A 22,091-nucleotide genomic window follows, 5' to 3' on the forward strand; every position below is an offset into this window, starting at 1 on the left:
CATTAGGAAGTAAAGATACTGCTATTTTGCCGGATAAGCAATAAAAGCTACAAAAAAAGAGAATAATAGTTTCGCCTGCCGTCACAGCGCTTTCCAGAACTTCTGGAAATCCCGGTAGCGCCCGTAGCATACCAACCGGTCGCCTGCCTGTATCCGGTCATCATCCGGCAGTTCGTTCACCACATCATGCTCGGTGAAAGAGATACCCAGGCAATTCTTCAAAGTCTCGGCACGCTTCAGAGCAAGCAGTTTCAACCCGAACTCGCTGTCAAGCTTCAGTTCATTTACATTATAACCTATAAATTTTTCGGGCACAGTAAAATTCACAACGTAATAATTGGAATCCACCCGGAACGTTTCGATGTCGGCGCCAAACTCAAGCAGATGAACCAGTCCGCGGGCCGCATCCTCCTCAGGAGTAAGGATACGATCCAGGCCGAAAGCCTCCAGCACCGAACGGTGCACCCCGTCGATAGCCCTTGCATAGATGCGTTTCACCTTTTTCTGTTTCAACAGCGCCACCACCCGGATGGAAGCGCCGAAATTCTCGCCGATAGCGACAATAACGACATCGACACTATTCAAAGGAAGCACGGACAAAGCCTGCCCGTCGGTTGCATCAATCACAAAGGCGGTTGCCACCTTGTCCTTCAAACTATCCACACGGCCGGCACTGATGTCCGCACCTATCACCTCATGTCCCAAAGCCGAAAGCTCCTCGGCAAGCACATGACCGTAATTACCCAAACCGATAATAATATATTTCATAATCAATCAATGTTAGCATTTCACACACCTGTTTCCAAATCTCACTTAGTTAATGATAATCTGTCCGCTCGGATACTGGTACTTCGTATGTTTTTTCTGCTTGATGATGCCGAGCATCAGTGTTATAAGCCCCACACGTCCGACAAACATTAAAAGCGCCACCAGCAACTTGCTGTCGCTGCCCAGCAAGGGAGTGGCATTCAGGCTGGAGCCGACCGTACTGATGGCCGAAACACATTCAAAGGTAATAGCAAGCAGGGATAGTCCCGGCTCCAGGATACTGATGATGAAGACAGACACGAACAGCACTCCGAACGACATCACCACCGTAGCATTGGAACGGCGGATAGAGTCGTGCGACAACTCACGCCCGAACACCTCCACCCGCTCCGTGCCGCGCAATACCGCCACAAGATTCAGCACCACAACCGCAAAAGCGTTCACTTTGATACCGCCTGCGGTGGACTGCGAACCGCCGCCAATCCACATAAGAATAAGGTAGAGCAATAAAGTCTGTACCCCCAGGCCGGCTAAATCCACACTGGAAAAACCCGCCGTACGGGGACAGGCGGCATTGAAAAACGCCTGTGTCCACTTATCGGCAACCGACATCCCCGCAAAAGACGCGTTCCACTCAAAAAAAGCGATACCGGCCGTGCCCACCGCCAAGAGCAGGAAGGTAACAATCAGCACGATACGCGTATTCAGGTTATAAAGATGGTAGAAACGGCGGCCGTCCCACTCCCATGTATGCAAAAATCGCCAGAAACGGCGTATATGATAAAGGATAATGTCCTTGAAGTTCACCAATATGGGGAAACCGATACCGCCAAGAATAATCAGCAGTGAAATGTATATATAGAACGGGTTATGCCCCTTCATCAGCAACGGATTGCCCAAATTGCCCGGCAAGGTGGAAAACCCAGCATTGCAGAATGCCGATATAGAATGAAAAGCCGAAAACGCCAGTTCTTCGTGCACGTCCATCCCCATCGTACCATGAATATCGCTCCAGATGGCAAACGTACCTATCCCCTCTATCACCAATGTAAAGCCAAGGATATACACCAGTGTGGACAACAGCGAATTCAGAGAATTGGAACTGACCATATCGCGCACCACCAACTGATTATACAAAGAGGTATTCCCCATGAAGAACATCGCGAAGAAACTTGTCAGCGTCATCACCCCCAGACCGCCAATCTGAATCAGCAGAATGATGATTACAAAACCCGTTGTCGTGAAAGTGGATGCCACGTCTACCGAAGTCAGTCCCGTCACACACACCGCACTGGTGGAAATAAACAGCGAATCCACCCACGAGATGCCCGCCACCGTAGAACGGGGAAGCATCAGCAACCCTGTCCCTATGAGTATGATAATGAAGAAACTGACCGCCAGGATAAGCGAAGGGTTTGTCCGTCGCCCCAGCAACCGTACCAGCCCATACGACAGATTCAGGAAAGACAGCACCAGCAGCAATACAAGATGATAGGCCTTGCCGTTCAGAAAATCCCAGACTGCCTGCACGGCGCCTTCCACTTCCGGGCGATGAAAGACAACCGGAACCAGCGTCAGATAAAGCAGAAAAGTCAATATCCAGGTCAGCGTACTGAAAGTCTGCCTCGTATCTTTATACTCCAAAAGGATATGCAAGGATATATCAACCAGAAAAACAATCCACACACCATGGTACAGACGCTGCAATTGGTGAGCCTCCGCTGCCGAAATGGTAAATCCGTGTTCGTATACCAGACCGACAATCAGCAGAATGGACGCCAGGTACGTCAAGGCTGTCATTACTCCCAACGCCACGCGTATATAAGGATGAATCCATTTATTCTGGTACAAAAAGAACTTATGATAGAGCTTCATAAATATATCGGTTAATGAGACATGGCAAACTTAGACAAATCTGCCCTTATAAACAAAAAACAATGGAAAAAAGAAATTGGTTTAAAAATAATAGCTACATTTGGACACAGAATCACTTTTAATTTATAATAACCACTATGAGCAACAAAACAAAAAGATTCATCCTTCCGGAAGAAGAAATTCCACATTACTGGTATAATATACAGGCCGACATGGTGAACAAGCCCATGCCGCCGCTCAACCCCGCCACCAAGCAACCGCTGAAAGCGGAAGATTTGTATCCCGTTTTTGCAGAAGAGCTCTGCCGCCAGGAACTCAATCAGACCGATGCCTGGATTGAAATACCCGAACAGGTGCGCGAAATGTACAAATACTACCGAAGCACTCCGCTGGTGCGTGCCTACGGACTGGAAAAAGCGCTGGGTACACCGGCACATATCTATTTCAAAAACGAGAGTGTGAGCCCGATGGGGTCTCATAAACTGAACTCCGCCATACCGCAGGCCTACTATTGCAAGCAGGAGGGTGTGACAAACGTCACCACCGAAACCGGAGCCGGACAATGGGGAGCTTCGCTGGCTTATGCCGCCCGCCTCTTCGGGTTGGAAGCCGCCGTATACCAGGTAAAAATCAGCTATGAGCAAAAGCCTTACCGCCGCAGTATCATGCAGACCTTCGGTGCGCAGGTAACTCCTTCGCCCTCCATGTCCACCCGTGCCGGAAAAGACATTCTGACCGCTCACCCCAACCACCAGGGTTCGCTGGGTACGGCCATTTCCGAAGCCATCGAGCTGGCACGAACCACACCCAACTGTAAGTATACGCTCGGTTCCGTATTGAGCCACGTCACTCTGCACCAGACTGTAATCGGCCTAGAAGCCGAAAAACAAATGCAAATGGCCGGCGAATATCCCGATATGGTCATTGCCTGCTTCGGAGGCGGTTCCAACTTCGGAGGCATCGCATTCCCATTCATGCGCCACACCATCCTCGAAGGCAAAAAGACACGGTTCATTGCCGCCGAACCGGCCTCCTGCCCGAAACTGACACGCGGCAAATTCCAATACGACTTCGGCGATGAAGCCGGATATACCCCGCTGCTGCCGATGTTTACCCTGGGACATAATTTCGCTCCCGCCAACATCCATGCCGGCGGTCTGCGCTATCACGGTGCAGGCGTCATCGTATCGCAACTGCTGAAAGACGGCTATATGGAAGCAACGGACATCAAACAACTCGAATCGTTCGAAGCCGGCTGCCTTTTCGCACAGGCAGAAGGAATCATCCCTGCACCGGAGTCCTGCCACGCCATTGCAGCCACTGTACGCGAAGCAAATAAATGCAAGGAAACGGGCGAAGAGAAAGTCATCCTGTTCAACCTGTCCGGCCATGGCCTCATCGATATGGCATCGTACGACAAGTACCTTGCCGGCGATTTGCAAAACTATGAACTGACCGACAACGATATCCGGAGAAATCTGGATGAAATAGGCAATCTGGTCTAATAGATATTTGCCATACTGACGAGCGGTTCATAGAGTTTCTCTATGTCCTGCGAATCCATTTCAATCTGCACCTGGTCTCCCGGAATCAGACTTGTTTCCGCAGGGACCAGGTTTTTTCCATCCCTATGCACATTGATGATAACACAGTGTTCGGGCAAGGAAAGCTCGCTTACTGCCTTGCCGTCGAGGTAAGAACCGGTCATGACTTCCACAGACAGCGTATACCGTTTTTCTTCACGGAAATCGGGAGAGTTAATCATATCCTCGTATAAAATCACATTGAAAGACTTCATCTGGAGCAACTCCGTAAAATAATACGTCAAACCGCCTACCACCACCGAGGGATAAAAGACTTCGAAATGTCCGGTTATCTCCGTTATCAGCACAATCGCCGTAAGCGGTGTACGCTCAATGGCCACCAAAAATGCCGACATGGATATCAGCATGACATAAGTGATATTCTGGGGTTCGATAATGCCGTACTTTACAGCGACCAGTCCTACAAGCTGCCCCAACAGTCCGCCCGTTACCAAAGTGGGAATAAAGTTACCACCCGGCAAGCCTGAAGACACGGAGCACACCGAGAACCCGAAATGCAACAGCATGACGGCAAGCACCCACATTATTTCCGTACTGCCGTTCTGTGCCTGTTGCAGCAAGAACTGCTCGCCGCCACCGGTCAGGTTTACCTGCATCAACGAGATAATGTAGGCAACCAGTACCAAATAAAACATCTTGATATATACCGGAGACTTGACCTTAGAATATACCCGCTTGAACGAAATCATAAGCACAGAGTATATCTTGCCGGCAATGGAAATGATAACAGCCAACAAAAGGAAATACTTCATCCGGACAAGAAAAGTCAAAACAGGTTCCGACACCTCAATCAGATGATAAGGGTTCACGGGAAAAACCAAACCGGCAACCGCTCCTGCCACTACACCCGCCAACAACGTAGTAATGGCTGTCTTAGGTGCATCGAAACGTTCGATGGATTCGATAACAATCAATGAAGAGGCCAATGGCGCAGCAAAAGCAGCCGCAAGCCCCGCCCCTGCTCCTGCCGCCAGCAACTGCTTCCGCTCGCCCTGCAGAATATGTGTCCATCGGGACACGAGACTGCCGATATAAGAGCCTATCTGCACAGAAGGCCCCTCACGCCCCAATGACAATCCGGCTGCCACAGAAAGAATTCCACCAGCGAATTTGGAAACCAGCTCCACAAACGGGTGTTTATAGGTTATGCGTCCGTTGATTGCCCCGCGTGTCTGCGGAATGCCGCCGCCACTGATAAGAGGCATCCTGCCTACCAGAAAGGACACAAACATCAGAATCCCCCAAAACAGCAGGAACAGGAGTATATGCCAATACCAGGCAGGACGGGATGCGAAAAAGTCGCTGCGGATATGTAACAGGAAATAAAGCAGATAATGATAACAGACCGCAATAAGCCCTGTCAGCAATCCCACAATCATGCTGACAAAATAAAGCCGCGCATCTACCAACTTCAACTTCCAGATATGCCAGCCGCGAACCGTTTTCCAATTCTTTATTTTCTGAAAAAAACGCATGGAGTATTCTTTGTTATCTGCATTCCCCTACAACAATTTCTCTCCTGCGAAGTTCTGAACCGGCTACCCGATTATATTTATTTTACCCTCTCAGCATTGCTGATAATAAAAAAGAATCTCCCCGTCAAGCCATACACAGAGAGGAGATTCTTCGCTACATTCAAAAGAAAAGAACGGAGCTTTTTATATTATGACACACTTATTATATTAAGCCACAGTTTTTCCGGAAGCTTAAGACTTCTGTGCAGAACGTACCGGGTGTTTATGTTTTCCTTGCGCAACAGCCTGCTTTTTTCTGCGGTCAAATTCTTTTTTCAACTTGTTGGCATTGTTCTGTTCCGTCCGGTAAATCTTCATAATCTGTTTGGGAGAAAGTATTTTTCTGAATTCATCATAATATTTCTCACGCACATCCAGTATCTTACGACTTTGGGCAAAACGTCCTTTTATCTGCTGCTCCACCTCGGCATCCGTCAGCACCGGTTTAGGTTGCGGCTTCATGCCTTTCTGCTCCGTTCCCTGCCCGGAGGAGGGGTGCCTGCGGTTCATCATTCTGCATTCGCGCAACTCCTTCAAATAGTTCTGATAAACCGGTACAAATCTGGCAGCTGCGGCATCATCCAACATCAGTGTGTTCACCATCTGATTGGTCTGGCGTTCCATGAACTGCTCCGGTGTGTGACGTTGCCTTTTATCTTTATTCACCTGGTTTTGAGCAGAGAGACTGAACTGACCGCCTATCATAAGGCACGTCAGAAATACGTAAATGAATTTTGCTTTCATAATTCTTCTTTTTTTAAGACAATACTATTAATTTAAAAATATATCGCTTTCGGAGAAGCTGACGAGCTCTTCCAGCTCCTCGTCCGACATTTCACGAATCCATTTATCAGCAGGGGCCGCCGCCGTACAATTCCCGGTATCCAGCATCTGCCCTCCTCTATCACCTTCCCTGAAAAGAGACGGCATAAACAAAAAGCCGACCAATGCCGCAGCTATGGCAATACCCGCAGAAACGGTTATCCACAAACGATGCCCCGCCGGCTTGCCACCATACGTATGCTTCCGCACATTACGCTGCATTTCGTCAAAGAAACCTTCGGGCACACGATAGGGAGTCTTTTTTCCTATATCATCAAAATCAAACTCTTTTTTCATAATCTCAATTATTTAGTATGTACTCTTTAATCTTTTCCTTCGCATAATGATAATTCACCTTAAGCGTATCTGCCTTACCGTCGAGAATGCGGGCGATTTCCTCGTAATCAAGTTCATCATAGTAGCGGAGATTGAATATCAACCGTTGCTTCTCCGGCAATCTCAATATGGCTTCCTGAAACTTGACGGCCAGCTCATTTTCATAATCCACATAGTCGGAAGCCTTCAAACGGGAAATCAGGCTCTCCTGAATATCTTCGGTTGAAACAGTTTCCCGCCTTTTACGGCTATTCAACAAGCGGAGACTTTCATTCGTTGCAATCCGGTAAATCCATGTGCTCAGTGAACTCTCGCAACGGAATTGCTCCCAGTGCCTGTACACTTGAATAAAGACTTCCTGCAATACATCCTCCGCATCTTCGTGCAGCACTACCAAACGCCGTATATAATAATATATCGGTTCCTGAAAACATTCCACCAACAGTTGAAAGCCCTGTTCACGGTTGGATTTATATATTTGTCGAATCTTGTTTTCGTTTATCATCAGTTCATCCGGGTTTTACTGGTTAGAAAGGAGAAATGGGAAGAAGTTAAATGAGACGGAGCGTATTTGTCGTTTATTAACAAAAAAAGTCGGGGCTGCATCTTTACAAGACACAGCCCCGACCCATCTGTTTATAAGTTTACGGCAATTACCAGAATCTGTTTCGCTCAGGATTATACTCAAATCCCACTCTTTTCAGTGTCCGGACAATTACTTCTTTCTCAACGTTCATATCCTCACAAAGTGCGTCCAGTGAAGGATAGAAATCACGCAATTTCATATTGATGAAACTGTACAGCATCATCGGATCTTCAGGCAATTTCATAGTCACAATCTTTGTTTAAATTAAACACTAATACCGGGCGCAAAAATACAATAAAATATCATACGAAAGAGTATTATCCCTTGAAATCTGCAAGTTATCCATGCAAACGATTGAAATGGCACGTCAATTAAAACGTTGCGGTCCCCTCTGGCTAACGATTACATAGATAATGACCGGCGCTCCGATAATCGGTGTAACTGCATTCAAAGGTATAATACCTGCCTCACCGGGCAGAACGCAAATCAGGTTGCAAAGCAATGCTACCGCTCCACCGCTCAAGATAGTCACAGGCAACAAGGAGTTGTGATTGGCTGTCCGCAATACCATACGGGCTATATGAGGAACGGCAAGTCCGATAAATGCAACCGGTCCGCAAAAAGCGGTGGTTATGGCAGTCAGCAAACCGGTGATGACCAAAAGCCAGTTGCGCACATATCGTATATTGATTCCCAAATTCTCCGCATACCGCTCTCCCAGCAATAATGCGTTCAGAGGTTTTATCAGTAATAAAGAGCCGAATAATCCGGCAACGGTCACCAATGCGAAAGCAGGCATTTGCTGGAGAGAGACACCGCCAAAATTACCCAATCCCCATACCATATAAGATTGCACTCCCTCTGCCGTAGCAAAGAAATTCAGCAGGGCAATGGCGGACGAAGCGATATAACCTATCATGATACCCGTTATCAGCAACATGACATTGCTTTTTAACAGCGTAGAAAAGAAAAGGATAAGTCCCATTATCAGCATAGCACCTACAAACGCCCCAGCCAATACGGAGAAGAAACCGGACAAACTGAATGTTCCGGCAGATATGCTTCCACCAAAAAACAGCATCACGAACGCCACTCCCAGACTCGCCCCGGAGTTAATGCCCAGAATAGACGGGCCTGCCAGCGGATTCTTAAAAGCGGTCTGCAACATCAGTCCGCAGACTGCCAGTGCACCTCCGCAAAGCAATGCTGTCAAGGCTTGAGGCAGGCGGGACTCCCATACAATAAAACTCCAGCTTGCCTTCTCGCCTTCATGCCCCATGAGTATGCTGAAAACATCGGATACGGGAATCGGAACCGACCCTATCAGCAGATTAGCCATAAACAGTAATACAATTACCATTCCTAATCCGATGCCATATTTCCATCCTTTATTCATTCAATTTGCAAAAATAGCGCAAACCGCCTAAATCTCCTATTTCGGGATGTAAAATCTGTATCAAATCCGACAACAAATAGTCCGGACGGAAAGGAGTTTCTTCATAAAAAGGAACTTTTACCGTGTTACATCCGTAAATATTCCGTGTTTTGAATGCTTTGAAGCCAGTATAACCTATATAATCGGCTTTCAAATCAGAGTAGGTCATATCACGGTCTCGATTGTACTTAATAGTCCATACATCTGCATCACCAGCCTTGTCAAAAACTGTTTCAAAAGCCAAAGGAATGGAACCGCTGTGTTTATCTTCCGCAAAAGCATAACGCCCGCAGGCATCATTAAACAAACGTCCGATTGTACTGCAACCACCCGGTACATACCAGGCAGAACCGCTTTTCAGTTCACTGACAATAGACAAAGACGAAGACGAAAGTGAAGCACGTTTTCTAAGCTGGTTATAACAACTATCCACCTCGGCAAAAAGGCTGTCGGCTTTTGAGACAACACCAAAAAGCAACCCGTAGAAACGCATCCATTCGGCACGCCCCAAAGCGGAAGTCTCCATATAGTCGGCACACTCGATAATAGGAATATTCAGCTTTTCAATACGTCCGTAACCACCGCTATTCTCAAACGGAGAAAGCAAAATAGCATCGGGATGCAGGTCGATAATCTTTTCCATATCAGGATTCATACCGTCACCACAGTCGGTAACCGTTCCGTTACGGTATCCGTCCTGTATAACCGGGAGTTTAATGTACTTCAAGTCACACACACCGCCTATACTGCCTGCAGCTCCCAACTTATCCATAAGACTGCAATGAACCGAGGAATAAATGACCGATTTGCGAAGCGGAGTACGGACAATTGTCCCCTCGGGCAGGTGAATCGGCAAAGGCTGGGATGCCGGAACCAAGATATAGGTGTGCAATGTTTTCAGGGTATCCCAAGGGTTACGTAAAGTGGCAATAATGTAGTCGGGATAATTTACTAACGTGAGGTTATCGGCATAACGCAGAGGGATAGTATCACCGGATATAAAAACAGAGACAGTCTTGTCCTTCCCACTACAAGCGGAAAGGAACAAGACCAGTGTCAGCATAAGAAACAATAATGTAACTTTTCTCATTTTTAATTAAAGAATACAGCAGAATTGGGATTCTGACCACCACAATCGAACTTTTCTATGAAAGTTCCATCTTTCTTGAAACGGTAAATGTTGCCATTACCTGCAGCAAAATAGGTTGTACCAATATAAATATCACCATTATCATCATTCACCTGTAACATAGACGTACTTGTTGTTGCCAGTTCTTTAGGAGCATCATCTTTCAAGAAAGAAGACTGGTTCAATGTTTTGGTTTTAATATTATAAGTACTGAAATGATTGGTTGTAACAGCAGGATTTACATTCCAGTTTGTCAATGAATTAATCAGATACACTACATCATCATCTGCAGCCATATAAGTAGCGTGACCAATGTTAGTCACCTCGTTACTATTGGCCGGATCTATTATTTGTAAAACATAACCCTCCTCTACAAAAGAATAGTCCCATGCTATGAGAAATATCTTATCATCTTCTTCCATCAAAACATTAGGATTTGTTGCCACAGCTAACTTTTCTTTTAAAGTAAATGTAGCCAAATCCACAACAAATACATCATTCAGATAAACCCACTTCCCGTCAACCTGCTTATAAGAATTAGCCACATAAAGCATGTTATTACTAATTGCTACACCTTCCAGATTATAGCCATTCTCAATAGCTAACTTCTTTTCCACGTTTAACGTATTGGCATTAATCTTTGCCACGACACCACCATAGAAAGAAGCATAAATATAACCGTTTTCGGCTGCTATTGCACGGATACCAGCCGCCAAATCCGGATCATCCACAAATGACGCACGAGTCTGTTCCACACCGGCTGCATTCAGTTTTACCAGATAGTTGGAGCCATATACTGCTACATACATTCATTGTATTCAATCATCGTCTGACCAAGGTCTCCCAACTTAGCCTTATTTTGTTTCTGAAAAATATCACCGATAAAATCAGCACCTCCATTAGGAGCATAAAAAGCAATATTTGCGTTGTTAGCACCTTGCGTACCTGCATTCAGGAAAAAGGCACGCACTTGCGGCAAAGCAACTGTTGAGCCTGAATCATCTAACAAATCGTCATCATCACTACAAGACGCAAATGAAACACTTAACGCGAGCATACAAAGCATGCTGACTAATAAACTTCTTACTTTCATAATTCTTACTTATTTAATTGGTTAAAATTCAATTGTTCCCGTCAGTCGCCAAGAGCGTCCCGGCATAGGATAATATTTTATCACATCATACTGTGTATCTGTCAGATTAATGATTTCGGCCTGCAAACGCAATTTACAATGCCGAAAAGAGAAGTTTCTGGAAAGACTGACCGTATGCTCCATGTATCCGTCAATTCTATTCTCAGGTATATTCTGTGACATACTATACCGCTCGCTTACCCCTACAATGGAATACCCCACATTAACCCACGGCATTTCCAAAACTGCAGATACATTCCCGCTATGCTTAGGGGTGTAAGGCAGCTGATCTTTATAACTTTTGGAAGTGGCATCGGTCAAGTCTATAGCTTTCTGCCAAGTATACCCACCCGACACAACAAGCACCGTATTTTTACCTAATGAAGCTGCCGCCGCCAATGTAGCATCCATTCCCGTAACATGAACTTTTCCATAATTAGCCATCTTCCAGGCATAGGTGGTAGGGAATGCAACGATCTTATCAGTCACATCATTATAATAACCGTCAACAGTGACTGATAGATAATTTAAAAAAGAAGAAAAGGACCTGCTCCATGTTATGCCCATATTATACTCATTAGCCTTTTCCGGACGCAGACTTCTGTTGCCCAACCGATAATAATACAGGTCATTGAATGTAGGCATACGGAAAGTACTTTTATACATTAACCGCAAAAAGAGCAATTGTTCTTGCCAGGGCTGTAAACTAACCGTAAAAGAAGGAGCCAGACGTTGAAAGTCAGCAGGTGCATCACCTATTTTCACATGTTCGGTTACATTGGTATAGACCAACGAACCGGTAGCTGTTATCCTACCCTGCCGATAACGAGCGTTAAAAGCTGTCAAAGAAGTATATCTTATAGGAAAAGGACAGTCCGGTAAATTACTGCGCAATTTATTGATAATTCCGTCTTGCGCCAAAGATAAAGACAAAACATTCCATGGACGATATAATGCAGTTGCCGACAAATAATATTCATCCTGCCGATGCACAGCCCGGTACAACCCGTCTGCATACTCATTGCCTTTATCTTCGTATTTATTCCATCCATGATTATATTTGGCTTGTGCCTGTAAAGACCATTTCTGTGAAAAATCCTTCTTGTAACGAGTTTGTATAAAAACATTCTCATCCCAAAGAGTTTCATCTGAAATAGGATTATAAAGTGTCACCGAACCGGGCAACCCCCGTTTTGAATAAAAGTAATAGGCCTTCAATTCCAAATTACTACTATCTTTGAAAGTATGAAATAAGGTAGGCTCTATCTGATAAGTATAGATTGCCGAATTATTACGCTTTTCTTCCGTCACATATTTTCCGTTCACTAACGTGAATGGATAATTACCATCAGCCCGCATATAATTTCCATTCAACGAAAAGGAAGTACGGCTACCTGCTTTCTGCCACCACCGGATTGAAGGACTGACGTAGCCAAAAGAACCGCCTCTCATCTGCACCCGAAATGCGGAATTGCGTTCATTTTCAAAATGCGGTTTTTCCGTTTCAATACTCAACACCCCTGCCGATGCATACATACGTGCCGATTGCAACAAGTCTTCCGGTTGCCCGATATTCAGGGAAAGCACAGAGACATTATCCAACGAAAAACGACCAATATCTATTTGTCCCGCCTGGCAGTTGCTCACAACAACCCCATCATAACTGACAGCCGTATGTGCCGTTCCCATATTACGGACGGAAACGGTTTTCAACCCACCTATTCCTCCATAGTCCTTTACATTAGCACCGGCAAAACGACGTACGGCATCTGCCATATTCTGTATGCCCAATTGGCTAATATCCTGTTGCGACAAAGTTTGGATGGGAACTGATGAAGTTACTTTATTGGGTAATCTACGGGCTGTCACTGTCACCTTCTCTATTTGGTGCACTTTTCCTGTAATTGTATCCCTGACCACTTCTTGTGCAGAAAGGGAAACTGCACACAAAAAACCGATAGCACAGACTATCCGTACTTTAGTTCTTCTCGCCATACAAAGTAAGCAAAGATTATCTTAAAACCACTTACACACTGTCCGCTTTCCTCGAACGGACAATTTTTTGACTTCGTTTTGCAGGTCTTCTGACTTATTCCTGATGTATCACCTTCCCATTCTTCAAGAACAGTGGCATAAGTATTAATACATCTTTTACGGAACTTACAGCAGCGGGACTGTTCGGGACTTTCACCCGATTCCCTTTTCATCCGCTTCTCCGGATAGAGAACGCGAAACAAAACGCCGGCAAAGATAGGAATATATATAATAAGTCTATAAATCTTACAACAGTTTCTTCAAAAAAACATTCATTATTTTATAAGAAGCATAACTTAACCCCTTTCTGCGAGAAGGTAACCGATGAAAGGAAAAACGGGCACATATACAAGAACATAATGCTCCCATAAAGAACAGAAATCCGGCAGAACTTCTGATATCTCCCATCCCGACCAAAGGTGACACGATACCTCCAAATGCAAAACCTATTGCCCCTAAAAGAGCCGAAGCTACTCCGGCATTCCTACGTTCACAGTCCATAGCCAAAGTGTTGGAAGCAGTAAAAGCCATTCCTACCATTGAAAGCAAACAAAAGACCAATGCTTCATAAACCCAGAAATTACAATTCAGAAAGAATGCAACGGAAAGTAGTACGGAAATAAACAACATCCCATGATTTCCTATATGTAAGGCATGTTCCATGGTAGAACAACGCACAGACAATGCTGAAGATATTACCATTGCAACCGCATTAACCCCGAAGCAAACACTGAACAGCATGGGTGAAAGACCATAATGTTGTTGCATAATAAAAGGAGCGGAAGCAATATTGGTGAACAGAACACCCATTGTAAAACCGTATTGCAAAATGTAACGCACATATTGGCGGTTACGTAATACGGCACCGAAACGGTGATACATATCTACACATCTTATATTTTGCCTTTGTCCAATTGGCAGAGACTCCTTAAAACGTACACTTCCGATAACCAGAAGAACGCCCAATGCAAACAAAAACCAGAAAATGCCATGCCAACCTCCAAAGTCAGCCAATGCCCCACCGCCTATCGGAGCAACTACCGTAGCTATTCCATTGACAGCGCCAATAGTAGCCAACATGCCAGCAAGCTCATGAGCAGAATATTTATCGGCAGCAATAGAACGGGATATCACAACTCCTCCCGCTCCGGCAACTCCCTGCACAAAACGCCACAACACAAACTGTGATATGTCCCGGGAGAAGATACAGCCTACAGTAGAAATCAGAAATAGACCCATAGCTACCAACAAGGGAGAACGGCGACCGTACTTATCACTTAACGGACCAAAAACCAATTGTCCTATCGCCAGCCCCACCATACTCGTAGTAAGCCCTAACTGCACTTTTGAAGATGTAGTCTGGAAGAAATCCGACATTGCCGGTAAAGTAGGAAGATACATGTCCATAACAAATGGACCAAAAGCGCTCAACATCCCCAAAAACACCAATATGAAACCTTTTGAATTTTGTTTACCTGTCATTATCTTTCCCTCTTTTAAAATCGGCGGCAAAATTATCCCATATTTTCCAAACAGCCTATGGCTTATCTTGTACAAAACATTTCATTTTCGGAACAATATACAGTATTATCATTGAATATTAGTATATTTGTTGCGTAAAACAGAACTTTATTCACATGTACGAACAAATATCTCCAGACACTTCCCATATCAGATATGAAGAAACCGACTTGTCGTATCTGAAACTACGTCCATACCGTTTTAAATGTGGCATATACTTAATCTGCATACAGGGTAAAAGCATTATTTCGACAGGAGTGCAACAATATGCTTTTGATGAACAAACCGAATTAATTTTCCTTACAGGCAGCCTCATCCAGATAATACAGGCCTCTGCCGATTTTAAAGTACGGATACTTCTATTTCCCAAAGACGTTTTCCTAAAAGCAATACTACCGATTGATACCCCCTACTTCAATTACGTACATGAACACCCGCATTATCATCACACGGCAGATGAAAGGAGTCAGAATACGTGGCGGGAAATTGTATTATGGATGGACGTTGCCCAAATGCTTTTCAAGAACAACAACACACTCTTGTTCAGAAAACAACAAGAACTTAATTTCCTTCAAAGCATATTAATGTGGCTTTTCAATACTATTCCGGAAAAACTGGCTGCCAATAAGCAATATAGCAGAAAACAGATGCTCTGCCACCAGTTCATGCAACTGATACGCGAACACAGTACTTGCGAACATCAAGTTCCGTTTTATACGGAACAGCTCTGCATAACTCCTCGTTACCTATACGAAATCACCACTCAATACATGAATGGAAAAACGCCTAAACAACTGATAGATGAGCAACTGATAGCGGAAGCCAAAGTTCTTTTAAACGAACCGTGCTTATCTGTTACCGAAATTGCCGAACTGCTGAACTTTGCCGACCAATCTTACCTGAGCCGTTTTTTCAAAAAGAACACCGGCATGTCTCCTAAAGAATTCAGGTTACAAAAGCTATTATAACCAGTTTCGTCAAAATAATTTAAAATCGGTTGTTTTAACCGCCATTTTATTAACTTTGTTAGCATAACCAAAACCAAGCTGCCATGAAATACAAATTATTAGTTCTTGACGTAGACGGGACACTTCTCAACGATGCCAAGGAAATCAGTAAACGGACTCTTGCTTCCTTACTTAAAGTGCAGCAAATGGGCATACGTGTCGCATTGGCTTCCGGAAGACCTACATACGGCCTTATGCCATTAGCCAAAACTCTTGAATTAGGCAACTATGGGGGCTTCATTATCTCCTATTACGGTGGTCAGATAATCAATGCGCAAAATGGGGAAATTCTGTTTGAACGGCGAATCAATCCGGAAATGCTACCTTATTTGGAGAAAAAAGCACGCAAAAATAATTTTGCCATATTTACTTACCATGATGATACCATACTGACAGATAGTTCCGATAATGAACATGTCCGTGCCGAAGCCAATTTGAATAATCTGAAAATCATTCAGGAAGAAGAATTTTCCACAGCAATAGATTTTGCACCATGCAAATGCATATTAGTCAGTAATGATGAAGAAGCATTGAAAGATTTGGAAGAACATTGGAAAAAGCGTTTGGACGGAACGCTGGATGTTTTTTGCTCGGAACCTTACTTTCTGGAAGTCGTGCCCTGCGGAATTGATAAAGCAAACACCTTAGGCGTCCTATTATCATATTTGAACATCGCCCGTGAGGAAGTAATCGCCATTGGAGACGGTGTATGCGATGTCAATATGCTCCAAGTTGCCGGTCTGGGCATAGCCATGGGGCATGCGCAAGACTCCGTAAAAGTTTGTGCCGACTATGTAACAGCTTCCAATGAAGAAGACGGTGTTGCCCAATCTGTAGAAAAATTGATTCTGGCTGAAGTGCATGCTGCTGAAATACCTCTTGACCTGCTAAACGAGCGGGCACGCCATGCATTAATGGGCAACTTGGGTATCCAATACACCTATGCCTCGGAAGAACGCATAGAAGCAACCATGCCCGTAGACCACCGTACCCGCCAGCCCTTTGGCATTCTACACGGCGGTGCAACTCTTGCGCTTGCCGAAACCGTTGCCGGACTCGGCTCTATGATAACCTGCCAGCCCGATGAAATTGTGGTAGGCATGCAAGTCAGCGGAAACCATATTTCGTCCGCACACGAAGGAGATACCGTACGTGCGGTAGCGACTATCGTGCATAAAGGACGTTCATCTCATGTGTGGAACGTAGATGTATTTACTTCTACCAATAAGCTGGTTTCTTCTGTCAGAGTTGTTAACAGTGTTTTGAAGAAAAGATAAGTTGAGATATGCCAATATGGAGTAGACTCATAAACATCAGATATGCCATAGTAGATGTCGAAGTCGGCTTGAAAAATCATAAAATCCATGATATCGGAGCACTCCGCCATGATGGTGCAACATACCACAAAGCTTCAAAAAAGGAGTTATTTGAATTTCTCAGCGGCACGGATTATATATGCGGACATAACATCATTCACCATGATGCCAAATATCTATTCACAGACAAAACATGCCAATGGATTTTGGTCGACACGCTTTATATATCTCCTTTGCTGTTTCCGGAACGTCCTTACCATAAGCTTTTGAAAGATGACAAACTGATAAGTGTTCAGATGAATAATCCGGTAAATGATTGCGAAAAAGCAAAAGCACTGCTATTGGATGAGATAGCACGCTGGCATTCGTTACCGGATGCAAAGCGCCGGTTATTTGCATCTTTATTAAAGGATAGGAAAGAGTTCGAAGGTTTTCTCAGTATGGTAGGTGCTGTATATACCAACAAAGGAATATCCGAACTGATCAGCAACCTCTATGTGAATAAAATATGCCAGCATGCAGAGCTTGACATGCTTATCAAACAATATCCGTGCGAACTGGCATACGCATTAGCCCTGATTGACACAATCGACCATCATTCCATTACTCCGGGATGGGTACTTTACAATTATCCCAGAGTGGAATTTGTTATAAAACTTCTACGACACAACAGATGCAACGAAGGTTGTGTTTACTGCAGCACCCAACTGGATGTACTACATAACTTAAAAATATTTTTTGGATACGAACAATTCCGCACCTATGAGGGTGAGGCTCTTCAAGAACAAGCCGTTCAAGCAGCGGTAAAAGGCAAATCGTTACTGGCAATATTCCCTACCGGCGGTGGAAAATCGCTGACTTTTCAGCTACCGGCACTCATGTCCGGTCATTCGGTACATGGTCTTACGGTCGTTATCTCACCATTGCAGTCACTGATGAAAGACCAGGTAGATAATCTTGCCGACCGGGGAATTACTGATGCTGTAACCATTAATGGCCTATTAGACCCTATTACACGGGCACTATCAATACAAAGAGTACAAAATGGGGAAGCTTCCCTCTTATATATAGCCCCCGAAATGCTTCGTTCAAAAACCATTGAGAAAATTCTGATGGCGCGCCATGTAGTAAGATTTGTGATAGATGAAGCACATTGTTTCTCTTCATGGGGACAGGATTTTAGAGTCGACTACCTTTATATTGGGAAATTCATCAGAAAATATCAACAGAAAAAAGGATGCAAAGAACCAATACCTGTGTCTTGTTTCACTGCCACGGCCAAACAGAAAGTTGTGCAAGACATTCGCGATTATTTCAAACAGACATTAAATTTAAATCTGGAATTGTATGCATCAACAGCCTCAAGAACAAACCTTCGCTATTCTGTCATACACGCTGAAACTGATGATGATAAATATTTAAAATTAAGAAGACTTATAGCTGAGTCCGATAGCCCTACCATTGTTTACGTATCGCGCACTAAACGTACTAAAGAACTTGCTGTAAAACTGACTCGTGACGGTTATAAAGCATTACCTTTCAACGGTAAGATGGAGTCAGAAGAAAAGATTGCCAACCAAGATGCATTTATGAATGACCAAGTACGCATCATTGTAGCAACTTCAGCCTTCGGTATGGGAGTCGATAAAAAAGATGTCGGCCTTGTAGTACATTATGACATATCCGATTCACTGGAAAACTATGTCCAGGAAGCAGGAAGAGCCGGTCGCGATCCTAAACTCAGCGCACGTTGTTATGTACTTTACAGCGACAATGACTTGGACAAGCATTTTATACTGCTGAATCAAACCAAATTAAGCATCAGCGAAATACAACAAGTATGGAAGGCCATAAAGGACCTTACCAGACAACGTATGAGAGTCAATTGTTCTGCATTGGAAATAGCACGGCAGGCAGGTTGGGACGACTCCGTATCCGATATTGAAACCCGTGTTCGGACGGCATTGGCTACTTTGGAACAAAGCGGATACCTGATAAGAGGAAATAACGTACCCCATGTGTATGCTACGGGGATCACTGTAAAAAATATAGATGAAGCAAGAATGCGCATATCGGCATCATTGTTATTTGGCAGTGATGAAATAGAAAAGGCTGTTCGAATCATCAAATCACTGATTTCACAGAAATACATTACCAAAGCTCAAGACTCAGAGGCCGAATCACGAATTGATTATCTGGCAGATATATTAGGAATCAGTAAAAAAGAAATAATATCTGTTGTAGAACGCATGCGTCAAGAAGGCATATTGGCAGATAACAAAGATATATCCGCCTATTTACTGGATACCGGAGACTCGGAACGAAAATCGCAGACTCTCCTCGAACGCTTTGCAAAACTCGAACGATATATTCTTAACCACATTCCTGACGAATCTTTACAAACATCATATAAGCAACTAAATGATAATGCCACAAACAGCGGAATCAATACATCCAAAGAAAAGGATATTCGGACATTGCTCTATTTCCTCTGTGTCAAAGGATACGTCAAAAAAGAAGAAGACGCTTCCCATAATATAACAATCAGTCGCCAGACAGATTTCGATTCAACCATCAAACAGTTTGAAAAACGACTGGAAATAAGCCGTTTCACCATAGAATGGCTATACAAGTTAGTTGCCGATACGGAAAAAGAATGCTCACAAAACAAAACAGTCCAATTTTCCGTGGTAGAACTTCTAAATCAAATAAAGTCAAATCCTCAATCTCTTTTCAGCGAACCCGACAAACTACAGTTGGAAGATGTAGAAGAAGCCCTTCTTTATCTATCAAAAATCGGAGCATTAAAACTTGAAGGCGGTTTCCTTATTCTTTATAATGCTATGAATATTCAAAGAATAAAGGATAACAAATCAAGATATAAACAAGACGACTACCGGATGCTTAACGAATTCTACAAGCAAAAAATCCAGCAAGTACATATTGTAGGGGAATACGCCAATTTGATGGTAAAGGATTATAATGCAGCATTGCAGTATGTCCAAGACTACTTCCAGATGGACTACAAAAAGTTTGTCGCAAAATATTTTAAAGGAGAAAGAGTAAGTGAAATACAGCGCAACCTGACTCCTCAGAAATACAAGCAATTGTTCGGTCAGCTATCCAAACGCCAAATGGAAATTATTTCCGACAAGGAATCGCGCTGCATTGTTGTTGCAGCAGGTCCCGGCAGTGGAAAAACACGCGTACTGGTCCATAAACTTGCATCACTCCTATTACTTGAAGATGTAAAGCATGAACAGCTCCTAATGCTGACATTTTCAAGAGCGGCTGCCACGGAGTTCAAACAGAGACTTATGGAGCTGATAGGAAATGCTGCCCATTTTATTGAGATAAAAACATTTCATTCCTATTGTTTTGACCTTTTAGGAAGAATAGGAAACCTTGAGGATGCCAAAGACATCGTCTCGAAAGCTGCCAAAATGATTAATCAAGGGGAAGTGGAACCAACCAAGATCGGTAAGACAGTACTTGTCATAGACGAGGCTCAGGACATGGGAAAAGAAGAATACGACCTTGTGAATGCCTTGATAGCCAATAATGAAGAGATGCGTGTTATAGCAGTGGGCGACGATGACCAAAACATTTATGAATTCCGCGGTTCGAATTCCCGATATATGTACCAACTGATACAAAATCCTGAAAGTAAGTTCATTGAGATGACTGAAAATTATCGCAGTACACATCATTTGGTAAATTTTGCCAATGAATTCGCTAAGAATATAGGCAAAAGAATGAAAAGTACCCCAATCATTTCAATGCGAAAAGAGAACGGATGGGTTGGAGTAACATATCATCAATCAAAGTATATGTATCAGCCACTGGTTGAAGAGCTGCTTCATCAACGAGGAAGCGGGACCTCATGTGTGCTTACCCAAACAAACGAAGAAGCAGTCATTTTAACGGCTCTTTTGCGAAAGCATGCCATAAACAGCAAATTGATACAATCCATGGATGGCTTCCTTTTCTGGAATATGGCCGAGATGAGATATTTTTTGAGATATATAGAGAAACGGATAAAAACACCTTTAATTCAGGAAGAGTTATGGGAAAAAGCAAAGCATGTAACCTACACCACTTATGAAAAAAGTAAAAGCTTGACATATGTAAAGCGTTGCATAGAACTATTTGAACAAACCAATAAAGTAAAATACCATAGTGACTTCAAAGAATTTGTATTTGAGTCATCAGTAGAAGATTTCTGTGACATTTCGGGGACAGATGTTGTAGTATCAACCATCCATAAAGCCAAAGGAAGAGAATTCGATAATGTGTATATGCTCATATCCGATAATTACTCAAAAGACGACCATCTTATGCGTCGATATTATGTAGGAATGACCCGTGCTAAAAATCAACTGTTTATACATACGAATGGCAACTGCTTCAATCATATAAGCGCTGATAGACATTGTATCGACCGAAAAGAATATGCGATGCCCGAAGAAATAGTTCTGCAACTCTCCCACAAAGATGTCTTTCTGAAATTTTTTAAAGGACGCAAACAAGAGATATTAGCATTAAGAAGCGGAGATTCTCTGATTTACAAGGACTCTGTTTTATATACAGCCTCAACCAATAAAGCGGTAGCAAAATTATCACAGAATATGCAAGCCACAATGTGTGAGTGGGAAAAAAAGGGTTATAAAGTGAGAGCTGCGTATGTCCGATTTATTGTAGCATGGAAATCTAAAGACTCCCCAAAAGATGAACCGGAAACAGCCGTCTTATTAGCAGACTTACTACTTTCATTATAACCTAAGATACATAATCCTCAATCCAAACAAATAAGGAAAACCATGCGGATAATAAGAAAAGAGGTTGTGTCAAAATGCTGACACAGCCTTTTTTTATGCGCAAAGCCCAGACTTCCTCAAGCCCGGGCTTTGTTATTACCCAAAGTTTTCGTATCTTTAGGCATAAAGTTTTTCGTTATGGCAAAGTTACATTTTCGTCCTTACATTCCCAACCAAACCGTTCTTTTTCCACAA

At 43.7% G+C, this 22,091-nt stretch carries 15 protein-coding genes, 1 pseudogene and 1 riboswitch; of the genes and pseudogenes, 4 read left to right on the forward strand and 12 right to left on the reverse strand.

The window, feature by feature from the left end:
* Positions 1–81: 81 nt before the first annotated feature.
* Positions 82–768, reverse strand: coding sequence for a TrkA family potassium uptake protein (locus H8S52_RS13675; RefSeq protein WP_005651961.1), 687 nt, complete (start codon positions 766–768; stop codon positions 82–84).
* A 45-nt stretch (positions 769–813) separates the two neighbouring features.
* Positions 814–2,643, reverse strand: a complete 1,830-nt coding sequence (locus H8S52_RS13680; protein ID WP_117985999.1) for a TrkH family potassium uptake protein — start codon at positions 2,641–2,643, stop codon at positions 814–816.
* A 137-nt stretch (positions 2,644–2,780) separates the two neighbouring features.
* Here H8S52_RS13680 and H8S52_RS13685 point away from each other — a divergent pair, with 137 nt between their 5' ends.
* Positions 2,781–4,148, forward strand: a complete 1,368-nt coding sequence (locus H8S52_RS13685; protein ID WP_005651964.1) for a TrpB-like pyridoxal phosphate-dependent enzyme — start codon at positions 2,781–2,783, stop codon at positions 4,146–4,148.
* Here the strand turns inward: H8S52_RS13685 and H8S52_RS13690 are convergent.
* The 10 genes and pseudogenes from H8S52_RS13690 to H8S52_RS13735 form a co-directional block, all read right to left on the reverse strand.
* A complete protein-coding gene (locus tag H8S52_RS13690) occupies positions 4,145–5,722 on the reverse strand; it encodes a chloride channel protein (protein ID WP_186910009.1) in 1,578 nt (525 codons plus the stop codon). The genes H8S52_RS13685 and H8S52_RS13690 overlap by 4 nt on opposite strands.
* A 231-nt stretch (positions 5,723–5,953) precedes the next feature.
* Positions 5,954–6,505, reverse strand: coding sequence for a hypothetical protein (locus H8S52_RS13695; protein WP_117955953.1), 552 nt, complete (start codon positions 6,503–6,505; stop codon positions 5,954–5,956).
* Between the two features lie 27 nt (positions 6,506–6,532).
* Positions 6,533–6,880: a hypothetical protein gene (locus H8S52_RS13700; RefSeq protein ID WP_117907494.1), complete on the reverse strand. Its 348-nt coding sequence runs from the start codon at positions 6,878–6,880 to the stop codon at positions 6,533–6,535.
* A gap of 4 nt (positions 6,881–6,884) precedes the next feature.
* Complete coding sequence (locus H8S52_RS13705) at positions 6,885–7,424, reverse strand: RNA polymerase sigma factor (protein WP_186910010.1); 540 nt, start codon at positions 7,422–7,424, stop codon at positions 6,885–6,887.
* A 148-nt stretch (positions 7,425–7,572) separates the two neighbouring features.
* Entirely contained in the window at positions 7,573–7,749 is a 177-nt protein-coding gene (locus H8S52_RS13710; protein WP_005651977.1) for a DUF4250 domain-containing protein, read from the reverse strand.
* 123 nt (positions 7,750–7,872) lie between these two features.
* On the reverse strand, positions 7,873–8,901 hold the full coding sequence (locus H8S52_RS13715; protein ID WP_016662259.1) for an iron ABC transporter permease: 1,029 nt from the start codon (positions 8,899–8,901) through the stop codon (positions 7,873–7,875).
* Positions 8,894–10,030, reverse strand: a complete 1,137-nt coding sequence (locus tag H8S52_RS13720) for an ABC transporter substrate-binding protein (protein ID WP_117986002.1) — start codon at positions 10,028–10,030, stop codon at positions 8,894–8,896. Before H8S52_RS13720 ends, H8S52_RS13715 begins: the two co-directional genes overlap by 8 nt.
* A 2-nt stretch (positions 10,031–10,032) precedes the next feature.
* Positions 10,033–11,162, reverse strand: a pseudogene (locus tag H8S52_RS13725) (YncE family protein).
* 21 nt (positions 11,163–11,183) lie between these two features.
* The gene (locus tag H8S52_RS13730) at positions 11,184–13,196 is read right to left on the reverse strand and encodes a TonB-dependent siderophore receptor (RefSeq protein WP_186910011.1); all 2,013 of its coding nucleotides are present in this window, start codon (positions 13,194–13,196) and stop codon (positions 11,184–11,186) included.
* A gap of 61 nt (positions 13,197–13,257) precedes the next feature.
* Positions 13,258–13,455: riboswitch (cobalamin riboswitch) on the reverse strand.
* 26 nt (positions 13,456–13,481) lie between these two features.
* A complete protein-coding gene (locus H8S52_RS13735) occupies positions 13,482–14,717 on the reverse strand; it encodes a multidrug effflux MFS transporter (protein ID WP_118154682.1) in 1,236 nt (411 codons plus the stop codon).
* 155 nt (positions 14,718–14,872) lie between these two features.
* Between H8S52_RS13735 and H8S52_RS13740 the strand changes: the two genes are divergently transcribed.
* From H8S52_RS13740 to H8S52_RS13750, 3 genes are all read left to right on the forward strand, one after another.
* A complete protein-coding gene (locus tag H8S52_RS13740) occupies positions 14,873–15,724 on the forward strand; it encodes a helix-turn-helix transcriptional regulator (protein ID WP_005651989.1) in 852 nt (283 codons plus the stop codon).
* An 83-nt stretch (positions 15,725–15,807) separates the two neighbouring features.
* Positions 15,808–17,040: a Cof-type HAD-IIB family hydrolase gene (locus H8S52_RS13745; RefSeq protein WP_118154688.1), complete on the forward strand. Its 1,233-nt coding sequence runs from the start codon at positions 15,808–15,810 to the stop codon at positions 17,038–17,040.
* 8 nt (positions 17,041–17,048) lie between these two features.
* Positions 17,049–21,857 carry a RecQ family ATP-dependent DNA helicase gene (locus H8S52_RS13750; RefSeq protein ID WP_186910012.1) on the forward strand — a complete coding sequence of 1,603 codons (4,809 nt, stop codon included), beginning with the start codon at positions 17,049–17,051 and terminating at the stop codon, positions 21,855–21,857.
* The last annotated feature ends 234 nt before the right edge of the window (positions 21,858–22,091 follow it).

This window comes from Bacteroides sp. NSJ-48, from assembly GCF_014287405.1.
Lineage (GTDB): Bacteria > Bacteroidota > Bacteroidia > Bacteroidales > Bacteroidaceae > Bacteroides > Bacteroides stercoris.